The sequence below is a fragment of the Cohnella sp. OV330 genome (assembly GCF_900112065.1).
Taxonomy (GTDB): domain Bacteria; phylum Bacillota; class Bacilli; order Paenibacillales; family Paenibacillaceae; genus Cohnella.
In genome coordinates this window covers 358,210-372,276 of the sequence record NZ_FOKE01000007.1, presented here as the reverse complement: position 1 = coordinate 372,276, position 14,067 = coordinate 358,210, and the positions used below count along the sequence as shown (strand labels likewise).

General features: G+C 54.4%; 12 protein-coding genes and 1 pseudogene. 6 read left to right on the top strand and 7 right to left on the bottom strand.

The genetic code is table 11. The features are described 5' to 3' along the window. A pseudogene (locus tag BM235_RS18735) lies at window positions 1–625 on the top strand (IS110 family transposase); the annotation flags it as partial. A 1,222-nt stretch (window positions 626–1,847) separates the two neighbouring features. On the opposite strand, the gene BM235_RS18725 reads toward BM235_RS18735, so the two are convergent. From BM235_RS18725 to BM235_RS18715, 4 genes are all read right to left on the bottom strand, one after another. Then, window positions 1,848–3,305, bottom strand: a complete 1,458-nt coding sequence (locus tag BM235_RS18725) for an MFS transporter (protein WP_090115732.1) — start codon at window positions 3,303–3,305, stop codon at window positions 1,848–1,850. Window positions 3,306–3,351: 46 nt separating this feature from the next. Beyond that, window positions 3,352–3,708: a nitroreductase family protein gene (locus tag BM235_RS18720; RefSeq protein ID WP_090115731.1), complete on the bottom strand. Its 357-nt coding sequence runs from the start codon at window positions 3,706–3,708 to the stop codon at window positions 3,352–3,354. After that, entirely contained in the window at window positions 3,705–3,932 is a 228-nt protein-coding gene (locus BM235_RS31715) for a hypothetical protein (RefSeq protein ID WP_143106702.1), read from the bottom strand. The genes BM235_RS18720 and BM235_RS31715 overlap by 4 nt, the downstream gene beginning before the upstream one ends. Before the next feature lie 123 nt (window positions 3,933–4,055). Then, complete coding sequence (locus BM235_RS18715; protein ID WP_090115730.1) at window positions 4,056–4,718, bottom strand: NAD(P)H-dependent oxidoreductase; 663 nt, start codon at window positions 4,716–4,718, stop codon at window positions 4,056–4,058. A 151-nt stretch (window positions 4,719–4,869) separates the two neighbouring features. On the opposite strand from BM235_RS18715, the gene BM235_RS18710 reads away from it, so the two are divergent. Then, window positions 4,870–5,226 (top strand): winged helix-turn-helix transcriptional regulator, encoded by a 357-nt coding sequence (locus BM235_RS18710; RefSeq protein ID WP_090115729.1) that lies wholly within the window; start codon window positions 4,870–4,872, stop codon window positions 5,224–5,226. Window positions 5,227–5,627: 401 nt separating this feature from the next. Here the strand turns inward: BM235_RS18710 and BM235_RS18705 are convergent, their stop codons facing one another. After that, window positions 5,628–6,395, bottom strand: a complete 768-nt coding sequence (locus BM235_RS18705; protein WP_090115728.1) for a nucleotidyltransferase domain-containing protein — start codon at window positions 6,393–6,395, stop codon at window positions 5,628–5,630. A 259-nt stretch (window positions 6,396–6,654) separates the two neighbouring features. Between BM235_RS18705 and BM235_RS32625 the strand changes: the two genes are divergently transcribed. Further along, entirely contained in the window at window positions 6,655–6,888 is a 234-nt protein-coding gene (locus BM235_RS32625) for a DNA-binding protein (protein WP_090115727.1), read from the top strand. Window positions 6,889–7,318: 430 nt separating this feature from the next. On the opposite strand, the gene BM235_RS18695 is transcribed toward BM235_RS32625, so the two are convergent. Then, complete coding sequence (locus tag BM235_RS18695) at window positions 7,319–9,982, bottom strand: adenosylcobalamin-dependent ribonucleoside-diphosphate reductase (protein ID WP_255374467.1); 2,664 nt, start codon at window positions 9,980–9,982, stop codon at window positions 7,319–7,321. Between the two features lie 190 nt (window positions 9,983–10,172). Then, a complete protein-coding gene (locus BM235_RS32995; RefSeq protein WP_143106701.1) occupies window positions 10,173–10,541 on the bottom strand; it encodes a hypothetical protein in 369 nt (122 codons plus the stop codon). Here BM235_RS32995 and BM235_RS18690 point away from each other — a divergent pair. The 3 genes from BM235_RS18690 (at window position 10,527) to BM235_RS18680 (ending at window position 14,039) form a co-directional block, all read left to right on the top strand. Then, window positions 10,527–12,077: a DEAD/DEAH box helicase gene (locus BM235_RS18690; RefSeq protein ID WP_369803526.1), complete on the top strand. Its 1,551-nt coding sequence runs from the start codon at window positions 10,527–10,529 to the stop codon at window positions 12,075–12,077. The two genes, BM235_RS32995 and BM235_RS18690, sit on opposite strands and share 15 nt — an antisense overlap. 3 nt (window positions 12,078–12,080) lie before the next feature. After that, window positions 12,081–13,007, top strand: coding sequence for a YqhG family protein (locus BM235_RS18685; protein ID WP_090115725.1), 927 nt, complete (start codon window positions 12,081–12,083; stop codon window positions 13,005–13,007). Window positions 13,008–13,133: 126 nt separating this feature from the next. Beyond that, window positions 13,134–14,039 carry a hypothetical protein gene (locus tag BM235_RS18680; RefSeq protein WP_090115724.1) on the top strand — a complete coding sequence of 302 codons (906 nt, stop codon included), beginning with the start codon at window positions 13,134–13,136 and terminating at the stop codon, window positions 14,037–14,039. Window positions 14,040–14,067: the final 28 nt, after the last annotated feature.

Here is a 14,067-nt window from a genome sequence, read left to right as displayed (position 1 = left end):
GACCGTGCAAATCGAATCACGCCCTCATCTTGAGGCGGCAATCCAGCATCTTTCCGGTCGCTCTATCGCCTGGGCAATCGACCGGACTCAGAAACTCTTGGCTTCTGCGGCGCGTAATCCGTTCAGAGAAACGGTCTTCCCAGGACATCTCATTTCCTTAAAGCTGCTCATCAATCTTCTTCTTCAGTACCAAGAGCATCTCTCGAACCTTGACGATTCAATCGATGCTCTGGCTGAAGAACTGGAGGAGTTCGAGCTCATCCAATCGATACCCGGCATCGGCACCAAAATTGCGGCAACAATTCTGGCCGAAGTCGAGGAAATCGATCGCTTTGACCATGCCAAGAAGCTGGTGGCCTTCGCTGGTTTTGATCCGAGTGTCTTCTCCTCAGGCAAGTTTACAGCCACGCGAAACGCCATTACCAAGCGAGGGTCCAGAAGGCTTCGAACAGTGTTGTATCTGGCTGTGCGCTGTGGCTTACGGAGTTCACGCAACCAGAAACTGCGTACGTTTTACGACCGAAAACGTGTCGAAGGCAAACCATTCAAAGTCGCCGTCATTGCGTGTGTGAACAAACTCATCCACTGGATCTACGCCATCCTAATCAAAAAAGAAGCCTTCCGATCGGGTAGCAGACAAGTTGGGTTAACTAAGGAAAACCTTTCCTTCCCTCAAGGAACGGTTATTTGCCATACCCGTTTTCCAGTATATCATTGGCCGTCTTGTTCATTAAGAAATAATTATTGACATCCTATCACCTAGAATAGCTTAATTACGGGAACCGGCCTAAACATCAACGCTGGGTGATGTTTTCGTCTGCTGCAATCTGTTGTCAGTGGCTCATGTCGACAATAAGCCCATGTTCTTGTCACTAATCGGGAATCGGCTCAAGTTCTTGACATCGCCAAAGATATTTAATAGGTCGATTTGTCCAGTGAAAATAAAGTTCTAGACTGAAAAACCTGATCTGAGGGGGTTATGAGGATTGAATATCGTCAGACTCCGAAAAATAAGCATTAGACTGACAATAAATGGTTCGGCTGTTTTTGTTTTAATAACCGAGTCCAGAAATTTCGAGATGAACCTTCGAGAGGAGTTTAAACCCTTGTTAACCGCACTAATCCTTACGGATCTTCCTTGATCTGCGCCTGCAGACTCTTAATACGGGTCTTCCTTTTCCGCCAGCTGCGCGAAATCCTCACCGGCCAGCTTTCCATCTCCGAGCGCAAGTATCCAATTCTTCCGACGTCTGTTGCTGATCTCGATTTCTTTTTGAAAATTGATTCCCGTATTTTTCTTTTTGGGTGTCTGGAACCCATCGTTAATCATTTTAATTCGATTAAAGACGAGCGTGTTGAGTTGACGCTCTGAAATACTTGGAGTATCGCATGTTGCTTTTGCGTATTGGTCCAGGCATCGATAGCTCCGGTATTGCTTATTGCCTACAACCGAGCATTGCCAGCGTAGGTGGCTCCGCATTGTCCGCACTTTATGATTCCGCTATAGGGGTACTCTAACGAGCGCTTGAATCGACCGGCCTTAATATCGGCAATCATGGCCTGGACGCCTGGCCGTTTTCCTGCCGGGTTTCAAGCGAAAACCCGTCATCGACCTGCATGGAGGTACTTACCCGGGTGTAAATAGCTGCGCGCACGAGTTTCCTCCTCACGAGTTTCTCTTTTATTGTGTTGAGCGTGCTAAACCAGATCGGTTTATCGGTGCTTATTCATTCTGATCAGGGCTAAGCAATCAAATCAAAACAAAAGGCATGAGTCCGGTAAAGTACCGAACGCATACCCTAATTATGGGGTCACTCTGCGGGACCTGAATGTCGATGTCGCTATATTCACACTTGCTGTTGTGGCCTCAGCATGATCAGACATACGAACGTGGCAACGGAGAGTCCTCCAGTTGCGATCAGGGTACTGGAAAAGGCCCGCGTATAGTCGGACAAAGCCGCTTCTGCCAACGGTTGACGCAGCGAGGCGGAGAACAACAAACCGATCAAGGCGACCCCTAGCGAATTGCCCAGGTTGGTCACCGTGTTGTACAATCCCGAAGCGGTGCCGGCATCTTGAGGGCGTACCACACTAAGGACGGTGTTGACCAACGGCCCGGTCACCAATCCGAGTCCCAATCCGTAACCTAGTAGGAGCAGGATGTTGCGGATATGGAAAAACTGCGTGGCATCCAGATGCAGCGAGCCGATTAGAAGAAAGCTGCAGACGGCCATGACGAGCGCTCCAGTCCTAAACACGGCTGAGCCCCATCGCCGAACGACTCTCCCCGACAACAAAGAGGTCAGAAAATAACCTCCGCCCAGTGGCAAAAAGGCAAGGCCCGTCGTTCGCACATCTTCATGCAAGCCATACTGAAGGTAGTAGCTTAAGACGACAAAAAACGAAATCATCCCGAGAAATAGCATCAGCACAGTCAGCAGCCCGAGAGGGAACAGCCTTTTTTGGAAAATGGATAAATCAACTAGGGGTATGCCCCCTCTTTTCTTTTTCCGGTGCTGCACCGCGGCAAAGGCTAACAGAACCGGCACCGCCAGAATAAGGGCCGCCCACGTCCAGAGCGGCCATCCCCGCTTCGCCCCTTCCGATACCGGATAAACGAGTAGAAACAGGCCTATCGTCAGAAGCACAACGCCGGGCCAATCGATCTTGCGGGACTCGGCCCCGCGCGATTCGGATACAAATGGCATGCACATCAGGACAAGCAAACCGAACGGCACGTTGAATAGAAATACGGTGCGCCAGCCGAGATCAAACCAATTCCAGTCGATCAGAAATCCTCCCATGATGAGGCCGAACGTGAATCCGACGCCGATCGTCGCGCCGTATATGCCAAATGCAAGCCCTTTTTCCTTTGGAAGCAGGCTGACGTGTATCATGGACAATATTTGTGGCAATGTAACAGCCGCGGTTAGTCCTTGAATGATGCGGACGGCAATCATCTGCCCGGGATCCGATACCGCCCCTCCCAAGGCAGACATAAGCGTAAAACCGCTGACGCCGATCAGCAGCATCCGTTTGCGGCCGTACAGATCCCCGAGCCTACCACCGATGAGAATCGCCACAGCCTGACCGAGCGAGTAACCCGATACGATAAGCTGCGCTTCGAAGAAGCTCGCCTGCAGACTGTTCTGGATGGAGGGAAGTGCGACCTGAATCATAAACGTGTTCAACTGCATGAGGAGCACCGGCAGTAAAATGACTGCAACGGCGTACCAGCGCCGGGGATTAACTTGCGTTCCAGTGTTCTCGAACGTTAAAGATTTCCCCTGAAGCTGTGTAGACATAGTGAATTCTCCTTTTCCTGACTGATTAATGAATTGCTCGCCTGGGCTATGTACGGACGGTGCGAGACGGACGATCGATGATCGCACCAAGCATGATTTGCATGCTGACGAGGCCTCCGTCGGTGTGGACGATCTTCTTCAGCACGTCGGCCGGCAGGCCCGAGTACAGCTTCAAGCTATTCTCGGTAAATTGCTTGACGAAGTCCTCCGGCATGTAGCCGGCCTTAACCGCCGCTTCGTTGATGCGGCCGATCTCCTTGTAGCCGTCCAGAGCGCCAAGCACGACGAACGTCGCCGCTGCTCCAACGACCTGCCGTTGATTGTTGGCGATCGGGAGCAGCCGTTGCTTGCCCGCGTCGTCGTCGATGACGAGGAACCTCCACGTTTGCGTGTTGCTGCTCAAAGAGCGAGGGACGCTTCCGCCAGCAGCTCGGTCAGTTCCTCTCTGGAGATGCGAGCCGTCGAATCATATTGCCACACGGAATGGCGCTCGCGAACGACGATGCGTATGCGGCGGATGGCGTTGCCGCTGTGGTTGTTGACATGAAGATCAGCCTCTGGCTTTTTTGATATAAACTGCGAAAATAAAATGCACAGTTTATAAAGTTCTAGACTGCCGCTGTTCAATTGAACTAACGTTCCCAGTTAGCGGAATGGCAACATATTTCGATTCTCGTCAGGTAAAATGACTCCTCAAATATTAAGCGTCCCTTCCGCTGACGATGCGTGCAGAGTACAGGCAAGCTCTTATTAGCACCATGCTACAATCTTTTCCGTATCACTTCTCGTTTTGGCACGTTTCGGCTCTTCTTGCCGGTAGCCTAGCGCCATCATAACAGCACTTTGAAAGTTTCCATTCTCCAGAAGGCCTTCATCTGCCAGTATGCGGTCAACTTCCGCATAATCAAATCCCTCAATTGGGCACGAATCAATGCCGATTAACGCTGCAGCCGTCATCATATTGCCTAATGCAATATATGCTTGCTTTGCAGACCACTCATACAGCAGCCGCTCATCGTCCAGCAAGCCGCGCACATGTTGAAAGTCCTTTAAAGTACCGGATATATATTGTACAACCTCTTCCGGCCTTTGCTGTACTTGTCTCATATGATCTAGCACATAAGGTGAATTATACTGAACATTTATTCTGGCCAAAATAATAACAAAATGGCTGGCAGTGTCCAGTTGTCCCTGTGCCCCAAGCGCTAAGTGCTTGAGCTTGTTCCTAAGTTGGCGATTTTGCACCACGACAAATTTCCACGGTTCAAGGCCGATGGAACTTGGCGACAATCTGCCTGCTTCCAAAATATACTGAGCATCCAAGTCGCTTATTAACCGAGCCGAGTCAAACACTTTTGTTGCATGTCTGTTCTGCAATGCTGCCAGCACCTGTTCTTTGCTCATGGTATTCATATCCACACTCTCCCTTGTTTGTTGTGAAAAAAAATATCATATGATAATTTAATATTATATAATAGTATTATAAAAGCTTCGTTACAGCGTTTCTACGCTATAACTAGAGCGTAAGTATGTCATTGGATACTGAGCGAAAGAGGTGGCAATAATGTCACGGTGTACAAATGAATTTCTGGAGGAATGCGGTTTCACCAGTGCCCAAAGGATTTTATCGGGCAAGTGGTCAATGCTGATTATTTTCTTTTTGAGTGAAAAAACCATGCGCTTTAATGAAATTCAACGCTTATTTCCAGACATTACACATGCTACCTTGACCAAGCAACTGCGAATTCTGGAGGACTACGGCATTGTAGAGCGAACCGTTTATTCCCAAATTCCGCCAAAGGTTGAATATGCATTGAGCGATATCGGCATGCAGCTCAAACCCATCTTGGACTCCGTCATGTTATGGGGAGAGGTATATAAAAAGCACCAAAACCAACCGGCGTCAGCCACAAAAGCCTGAAAAATAAACAAATACAGCAATAGCCCACCACTCTGAAATCAAGATGTGGGCTATTGCTGTATATGTTTACTCTTTTTTAAATACAACTGTTTACAGAAAGCAAGTCCCTGCTCGGCAGCAGTCGCTGTCTTAACCTGCCGTAGGTGGCAATGCTTTCAAGTCCAGCAGGACTCTACAATTGCGTTAAACTGCCAGTTAGCTGAACAGCCTGCCGGTGAGATCCGGCAGGCTGTGTAATTGAACTATCGTTCTCCGATAACTCAATAGTCTTATGTTTAAATTAGAGTCGCTGCTTATAGTTGGAGGCTTGCCGAACACCTAATGCAGTGACGTCCCGACGGGCTTAGGGGGCTGGATGTGGTCACTCGCTTCTCAGAGTGACCCGGAGCGTCAATATGGTGTTAGCCGAAGGAAGTTCTGGAAGCAGCCATTGCATTTAAGGCATTTTCAAAATAGCTATATACTTCATCTGCAATTCCCAGAAACTCTTCAACAAGTACATTACTATCCAAGTAACAAGCATACAGATAATCAATTAAAGCGGAGTCAATCTCACAATAGTTTAATATGGCATTCTTCATCTTAATAATGTCATCTTGCCACACACCTGTATCTTCTAAAACCAAAGAGTATAATGCACGAATTAATCTCTTAGAGTAACCTTTTATATATATAGTTTTCATTGTGCTATCACTAGCATTAGAAAGTAAACTATGTATACGATCTACTTCCTCCTTGGTCTCTGTATTTAAGTCTAAAATGAACGCTGGAGAAATAATAATCGGTGGTACTTTTTCACCAACGTCATGACCATATATGCAAACACAAATTATCTTAACCCAAAAACCCCACTCATTGGGTTTACTTAACACATCGTCAATCGAGCAAATTATCGTATCAATCTTAGTTACTACTGGATATTCTTCCAAAAGCCTGTCTTTAATATTTGACAATCTTTCGTAATCAATATCTTTGGGATTTACACATACAATAGTAAAGTCTGCATCTGATTTAAAAGGTTTAGCAGTTCCTTTTGGAATCGAGCCACACATATAAATGCTATGAATCTTACCTTTAAATTCGGTAAGTATGTTATCTATATACTTATCAACAAAATCCTTATATTCACTTTGTATTACAATTCTATTAATAACTTTTTCTAATTTCATATAGACTCCTCCTTAACTAAGAACTTCTTTCGGCTAACGTCTTTTTTGCGAACTTCGTAAATTCGTCTTGACATAAGTTGTTCCGCAAAAATGTCGGTTAGTTGAGCTCACTTACAACATATATGCGCTCACCATCCTTGGTACATATAATGTAGAATTCTCTTCCTAATCCTTGTATTCTTCCCCAACTGCCTATTTGTCTGAAGTCATGATATAATGAAGTATTCCGATCGATTAGGAACAAGAGAGGAAACTCAGTATGAACGAATTTGAAGACTGGAATCTAAAAGTAAAAAAGACGTTTAACGCAACGAGCAATGTTGTTGTACTAACCGTAATGGAGGCAGGAAGGTTACTCGGTATCTCCAAAGACCAAATGAAGGTCTTCGCGGTTAATCATAAATTAACCAAAGTCCCGATCTTGAGAAGTGCCCATAGATATCTATTACTGAAGTGTGAAATTGATGAGATTGTAGCGAATAAGGCCGTGTAATAACATCATCAAAGCCAGCCGCAGGAGGCTGGCTTTTCATATTTAAATCAGCCAGAGAATTCTGGTAGGTGTATTTTAATAGCTCTTCTGCCAGTTATCTCAACGGAAACGTCAGTCTGTCGTTAGCCAGCTGCCGCGGTGTTCTTCTACTCGGCACTCCCCTTCACTATTCTAACGACGATACCGGCTTCAGCCAACAATCTATTGCTTTATTTTCTAAAACCGTAAAGGTGGCGACAAATCGCTGAGATACCAACAAAAGCGACCACTTCATGGCTAATGCCATGGAATGGTCGCTTTTGTGTGAATATCAATGCAAAATTATTCAATCCGGAAGATTGTGAAATAAAGAGTCAACCGAATTATGGAACGTATCCGGCGAATTGTGGAATTTCACAACTACACACACGTTACCATTGGCAATTTGCAGTTAACTACACTTACTGTACCCGCAGTTCGTACAGGTCTTACATCCCTCGACATTGATCAGCGAAGCCGAACCGCAGGACGGGCACAGGTCCGTCGAGGTGTGGCCCGCCTTGCCGTGACCGTAAGCCGACGGCGCGGGAATGGCGGTCGCGGCGATCGAACCCGCGACGCCGTCCGCGCCGGCATCGAAGGTCTCGGAAGCCGCAGCTTCCTCTGCCAGCATGCCGGCATGCAGCTCGAGCGCCTTGGCGACGGCGTCGGCGATCGACTCGACGCGGTTCGGGCCGAAGCCGACGGCGCCGGATCCGCCGATGCCTTTGAGGTGCTTCACGAGCAGCTGCACCTTGTCGCCGTGGTCGCCGTACCGCAGGAACAGCGAGCAGACGCGGCCGAGCGCTTCGGCCATCGCGAACACGTCGGAGCCGGCCTTGCCCACGTTCAGGAAGATCTCGCCAGGCGTGCCGTCGAGGTCGTTGACCGTGATATACGCCATGCCGAACGGCGTATTGAACTTGTACGTCGCGCCGCGCAGAATTTTCGGGCGGCTCTTGTAGGCTTTGTCGGCCGACGCCGATACGACCGGCACGGCCGGTTCGGCAGGCGCCGCCTGAGCCGCGGTCGCCGGCAATACGGCTTGCACCGCCGCTACCGCTTCGGCGATCGGAGCGGCTTCGTCCTTGCTCTCTTCCTTCTTCTCGTCTTTCTTCTCATCCTTCGTCGTGCTCAGCACCTGCACGTCTCGGCTGCCGTCGCGGTAGATCGTGACGCCCTTGCAGCCCAGCTCGAACGCCAGCTCGTACAGCTCGGCCGTCTCCTCGACCGTGAAGTCGGACGGGCAGTTCGCCGTCTTGGAGATCGAGCTGTCGACCCAGCGCTGGATGGCGGCTTGCGCGCGGATATGATCCTTCGCGGACAGATCCATCGCGGTCACGAACCATGCCGGCAGCTGCTCGCCCGGATGCGCGTCCTGCCATTCCTGCGCGATCGGCACGAGCTGCTTGTCGTAGCCCAGCCGGCTCTGCCGGTAAAACTCGAACGCGAAGTACGGCTCGATGCCCGTCGACGTGCCGACCATCGTACCCGTCGATCCCGTCGGCGCCTGCGTCAGCACGGTAACGTTGCGCATGCCGCGCTCGCGCACCGCCGCCCCGACTTCCGGATACGTCTCGACGATGTTTTTCATGAAGCCGCTTTGCAGGAACGGCTCGGCGTCGAACGCCGGGAACGAGCCTTTCTCCGCCGCGATCTCCGTGGAGGCCAAGTACGCCTCCTTCGCCATGAAGCCGTACAGCTTGTCGAGGAATTCCAGGCTCTCCGGGCTGCCATAGCGGATCTCGAGGCGGATCATCAGCTCCGCCAGACCCATCGAGCCGAGACCGACGCGGCGTTCAAGCTTCTGGTTCGCCTCGTTTTCTTCAAAGTGGTACGGCGTCTTGTCGATGACATTGTCCAGGAAGCGCGTCGAATACCGGACGACCCGGCCGAGCTCTTCCCAGGCGACGTCGTGCTTCGCTTCGTCGTAGAAGCGGGACAGATTGACCGCCGACAGGTTGCAGACGCCCCAGGCGGGAAGGCCTTGTTCGCCGCACGGATTCGTACAAATGATCGGATTAAAATACCAGCTGTTCGACATCTGATTGTAGTATTCCATGAATACGACGCCCGGCTCGGCCGACTTCCAGGCGGACTCGATGATCGTGCGCCACACCTCGCGCGCGCGGACGGTGCGGTACGGAATGACTTGCTTGCCGAGCGACTTCCACTTGTCCAGGTCTCCGTCCCACAGCGCGTCGTATTCGGCGTCGGACGTATCCGGGAACACAAGCTCCCAATCCAAGTCTTCCTTTACCGCCTTCATGAAGCCGTTGCTCACGCATACCGACAGGTTGGCGTTCGTCACCTGTCCCATCGTCTGCTTGACCGTGATGAAGTCGACGACGTCGGGATGCCAGTCGTTCATCATCAGCATGAGCGCGCCGCGCCGGCTGCCGCCCTGCTCGATCAGTCCGGTCGTATAGCTGAACAGGCCGCCCCAAGATACGGCGCCGCTCGACGAGCCGTTCACCCCGCGTACGATCGACCGGCGCGGGCGCAGCGACGACAGATTGATGCCGACGCCGCCGCCGCGCGACATGATCTCGGTCATCTCGGTCAGCGTCTCCATGATGCCGCCGCGGCTGTCCTTGGGCGACGGGATGACGTAGCAGTTGAACAGCGTCAGCTCGTCGCTGGCGCCTGCTCCCGCAGCGATGCGGCCGCCCGGCACGAGCTTCCAGTCGTCAAGCAGCCAGCGGAACCGCTCGCGCCAGATCTCCTGCCGCTCCGGCGCTTCGACCGAAGCCATCGCGCCGGCCAGCCGGTCCCACATTTCCTCCGGCGTCTTTTCGATCGTCAGCGTCAGCTTCTCCGGCGACGTCTCGACGAGATCGCCCGCGCGCGTGCGCACCGTCACCCGCCTGCCGTCCCGCGCGACGACCTCGCCGACCTCCTTGGCCGGGAACTTCGGATCGTCCTTCGTCAGCGCCAGCACCGTGTCGCCGACCTTGACCGCGTTCGTATCCGCGTTTTTCCATGCATATCGATCGAGGAAAATTTTCTCGCTCAGACCTTCGAGACGACGGCCCGAGGCCTTGTCCGCCCCGCCATTATTCAATTGGACGCTCACTTCGCCACTCTCCTCATAGGACACAATATATTGCGACTTTACCCATTATACGCTACGAAATATAGATATTCGAGAGGCTCGTTCGTCAATTGCGACAATTGTCCCAAAAAAATCGGGCGACCGACGCAAGCTGCCGAGCGCGCCCGATTTGTGACGCCTAGCGGTTATGAAAATCGCGCGCTTGCTCATACTAGAAGAATAGACCCAAGAGGAGGAGAAGCGTCTGCGCCCCCCATTCCATCATCCGCACGGTTCCGAGGCCGAAGTCAAAACAGCCGTCAGCATCGCCCCTTCTCTCGCGCCGGCCGACGGCGCGTCCTCGGCTGCCGCGCAGTCGAATGCCGTCCAATCCGGTAGCCGGGCGGCGAACGCGTCCGCTTCGCCGGAAGAGGCCGCGCGCAGCGCCCGCAAGCTGCATCCGCTCGTCGACCTGCACGTCGACCGCGCCGCCTTCGAGGAGCTCGAACGCAGAGCCGACCGCGGCGGACCGTGGGACGACTGGTCCCTGTACAAGATGTCGTGGGAAGCCGAGGAAGCGCAGCTCGTGACGGACTTCCATGAGCTGCAGTGCATGCGCGTACTGCCCGGCCTCACGCCGCTTCCCCATCAGGAAGACACGGCGCGGCGCGTCCTTCACGAGATGCGGGGCAGAGCGATTCTCGCGGACGAAGTCGGCCTCGGCAAGACGATCGAAGCCGGATTGATCCTGAAGGAATACATCGTCCGCGGGCTCGTGAAGCGGGCGCTCATCCTCGTGCCGGCCTCCCTCGTGCTGCAGTGGGTACGCGAGCTGAACGCCAAGTTCGGCATCCCGGCCATCGCGCAGAAGAAGGCGTATCACTGGAACAACGAGATCGTCGTCGCCTCGATCGACACGGCCAAGCGCGACCCGCACCGCGAGCTGCTGCTCGATACCGAGTACGACATGCTCATCATCGACGAGGCGCACAAGCTCAAGAACAAAAAGACCGGCAACTACCAATTCGTCAGCGACATCCGCAAAAAATACTGCCTTCTGCTGACTGCGACGCCGGTGCAGAACGACATGAACGAGCTGTACAACCTCATCACGCTGCTCAAGCCCGGCCAACTCGGGGGCGAAGGCGACTTTTCCGCGAACTACGTCGCCGGCAAGCGGATCGCCAAAAACGAAGACAAGCTTCAGGAAGCGCTCGGCCAGGTCATGATCCGCAACCGCCGCACCGACGGCGGCGTGGAGTTCACGAAGCGCTTCGTCGCCAACGTCCCGCTCCGGCTGTCGCCCGAGGAGCAAGCTCTTTACGAGGCCGTCACCCGCTACGTCCGCGAGAATGCGACCGTCGAAGGCGTCGACATGTCCAGCATGCTCTCGCTCGTCACGCTGCAGCGCGAAGTATGCTCCAGCCGGGACGCGGTGTTTCTGACGCTGATCAACCTTTTCAAAAAAACGCCCGAGGATTCGCCGCGCCGTCCGAAAATCTGGGAGCTCGTCGAGTTCATCCGCCAGGTCAAGGCGAATACGAAAGCCGAAGCTACGATAAAGCTGATCAACGAGATCGGCGACAAGGTCATCGTATTCACCGAGTACCGCCAGACGCAGGAGTACCTCCTTCGGTTTTTCCAGGAGCACGGATTGAACGCCGTTCCTTACCGCGGCGGGATGAACCGGGGCAAAAAAGACTGGATGATGGATCTCTTCCGGAGGCGCGCGCAGGTGATGGTGGCGACCGAGGCGGGCGGCGAAGGGATCAATCTGCAGTTCTGCCACCATATCATCAACTTCGACCTGCCGTGGAATCCGATGCGCGTCGAGCAGCGGATCGGCCGGGTGCACCGCCTCGGTCAGACCGAGGACGTGAAGATTTACAACCTTTGCACCTACGGGACGATCGAGGAGCATATCGTGCACCTGCTGCACGAGAAAATCAATATGTTCGAAACGGTCATCGGCGAGCTGGACGAGATCGTGGAGCGGATGGAGCGCGAAGAGTCGCTTGAGAAGCGCCTCGCCAAGATGATGCTGGACGCCAAAGACGAGGGCGAGCTTCGCAGCCGCATCGACGGCCTTGGCGAATCGCTGCTACGTACCAAGGCGCAGGTGGAGGAGGAGGTCTAACGCATGAACGCCAGACAGGTGGAAAAATTCGTGATGTCCTATCTCGAGGCGACGGGCTGCGACATTATCGAAAAGGCGAAAGGCAGCGTGACGGTCAGGCTGTCTCCGGAGGCGGACAAGCGGCTGACGAACCGCCCCTACTATTGGGGCTTCGTGGAGCGCACGGGCACGCCGCCGGAGACGCTGACGTTCGGATGGCAGTTCGGGCGCGACGACGACGATGCCGGGGAAGCCGAAGAGGCGTCGGACCTCGCAGAGCAACAAGGGACTGCCGTCCCAGCTCCCGGGCTCTCCCCCTTAGGCTTCAACGTCGCTCCCGTCCGCGTGCTGCGCGAGGACCTGTACTTCGGCTCGGGGCGGCTCGCGCAGATCTTCGGCGCCGTTCGCGACGGCGGACGCTGCGTCGCCATGTTCGAAGAGCCGCCGAGGGGACGGGCGGACCGGCTCGGCTCCAATCCGTACACGGCATGGCTCGGCGTCAATTTTAAAGTGGACTACGAATGCGACATGAAGCGCGAGGAAATGTACGGCTGGGGCATCTCGCTGGCCACCGGCTACATCGACGAGCGGTTCCTCGAAGGGCTCCGCGGCCGCAAGCTGACGCCGAAGCTCCCTTCCAACGTGCACCTGCTGCCCAACGGACTGTCGCTCAAGAAGGCGATGAGCCAGCTCGAGCAGGCGCTCGAGCGCAAGCTCAAGTCGGGCGACTTCGTCTGGGCGGCCGAAGCCGAGGACCGGAGGCAGGACGAGCTGCGGCGGATCCGGTCCTACTATGACCCGATGATCGGACGGGCCGTGACCGACGAGGAAAAGGAGACCCTGTCGCAACGGCTCGCCCAGCGGGAATCCGAGATCGACTGGCAATACCGGCCGAGAGTGACGTTATCCGTCATGAACTGCGGACTTTTCCATCTGCCCGGCATCCATTAGCCTCCTTGCGACAAAAATAGAAGCCCTTCCCGTTGCTCAGCCGGACAGCATCCGGCACCATCGGCGGCGCGGCTCCGGTACAATGAACGGACAAGCCCGAACAATTCGACGATTATAGGTGATACGATGCGTAAAGCTAACCGGGCCGCCGCCTTCAGGCCGCTGCTGCTCGTCCTTCTGTTGTCCGTCTTGAGCGTCTTCGCCGCAGCCCGGTCGGCCGCGGCGCCGGTTCCCGCGGATACGAACGATCCCGCCCGATGCGCCGCGGCCATCGTCTCGCAGTTGTCGGGCCAGCCGGGCTTCTCGGCCTGGAAAACGGGTTTGCCGCGCATCGAGGCGCTCGGTCCCGGCACGCACGGCTGGCTCGCTACCGTCGTGGGGCCGAAGGGAACGCCGCTCGGCTATGCCGTCGTCTACGCTGCAGAAGACGGCAGCTGCAGGCTGGGCGAATACGGCCTCGGCCCCAAGCCGCTGTTCGATACGACGACATTGCGCATAGCTCTGGCTACAGGCGGTTATATTCCGACTGCGACCTCGAACGCTTTTCGCGCGGTCAAGCATTATATTCACCCCTTCGCCGCAGCTTGGGAGGTGAAGCTCGCGAAGAAGACGATCTGGCTGGACGCCAAAACCGCGGAGCTGCTGCCCGTCGACAACGAGTCGCAGTGGCTGGCTGCTGCCGCTGGCGAACCGTATATGCCCGCAGACGCTGGCGCAGCTCCGGATAAGCCGCGCGAGCTCCGTTTGCTGACCGCGGCCGAGACGTTCGATCCCTATGAACGCTTGTCCTGGCTGCTCGGCGACAAGCCCTTCGCCCCGCAGCCGGACCGGTTAATCGCCCGCCTCAAAGCAAAGAATCGCCTCGTGTACGTCGCCGAGCCGCTCGGCGACAAGATGCTGTACGCGCAGTCCGTCGTCGGCTACCAGCGTTGGCAGGGCGGCCGGCTCGATCTCGCGCTCGACATGAACGGCTCGCGATTTATTCCGCTTGATGCGCTCGTAAAACTGAGCGACGGCCTTTTTTATCGTTAAATCAATGATGGATGCAAAAAGAGCCCGC

Excerpts from the sequence above, each read along its gene's own strand:
- BM235_RS18705 (WP_090115728.1), bottom strand. The coding sequence starts at position 6,395 with ATGAAATTAGAAAAAGTTATTAATAGAATTGTAATACAAAGTGAATAT.
- BM235_RS32995 (WP_143106701.1), bottom strand. The coding sequence starts at position 10,541 with ATGGAAGTCCGTCACGAGCTGCGCTTCCTCGGCTTCCCACGACATCTT.
- BM235_RS18710 (WP_090115729.1), top strand. The coding sequence starts at position 4,870 with ATGTCACGGTGTACAAATGAATTTCTGGAGGAATGCGGTTTCACCAGT.
- BM235_RS32625 (WP_090115727.1), top strand. The coding sequence starts at position 6,655 with ATGAACGAATTTGAAGACTGGAATCTAAAAGTAAAAAAGACGTTTAAC.
- BM235_RS18715 (WP_090115730.1), bottom strand. The coding sequence starts at position 4,718 with ATGAATACCATGAGCAAAGAACAGGTGCTGGCAGCATTGCAGAACAGA.
- BM235_RS18680 (WP_090115724.1), top strand. The coding sequence starts at position 13,134 with ATGCGTAAAGCTAACCGGGCCGCCGCCTTCAGGCCGCTGCTGCTCGTC.
- BM235_RS18685 (WP_090115725.1), top strand. The coding sequence starts at position 12,081 with ATGAACGCCAGACAGGTGGAAAAATTCGTGATGTCCTATCTCGAGGCG.
- BM235_RS18725 (WP_090115732.1), bottom strand. The coding sequence starts at position 3,305 with ATGTCTACACAGCTTCAGGGGAAATCTTTAACGTTCGAGAACACTGGA.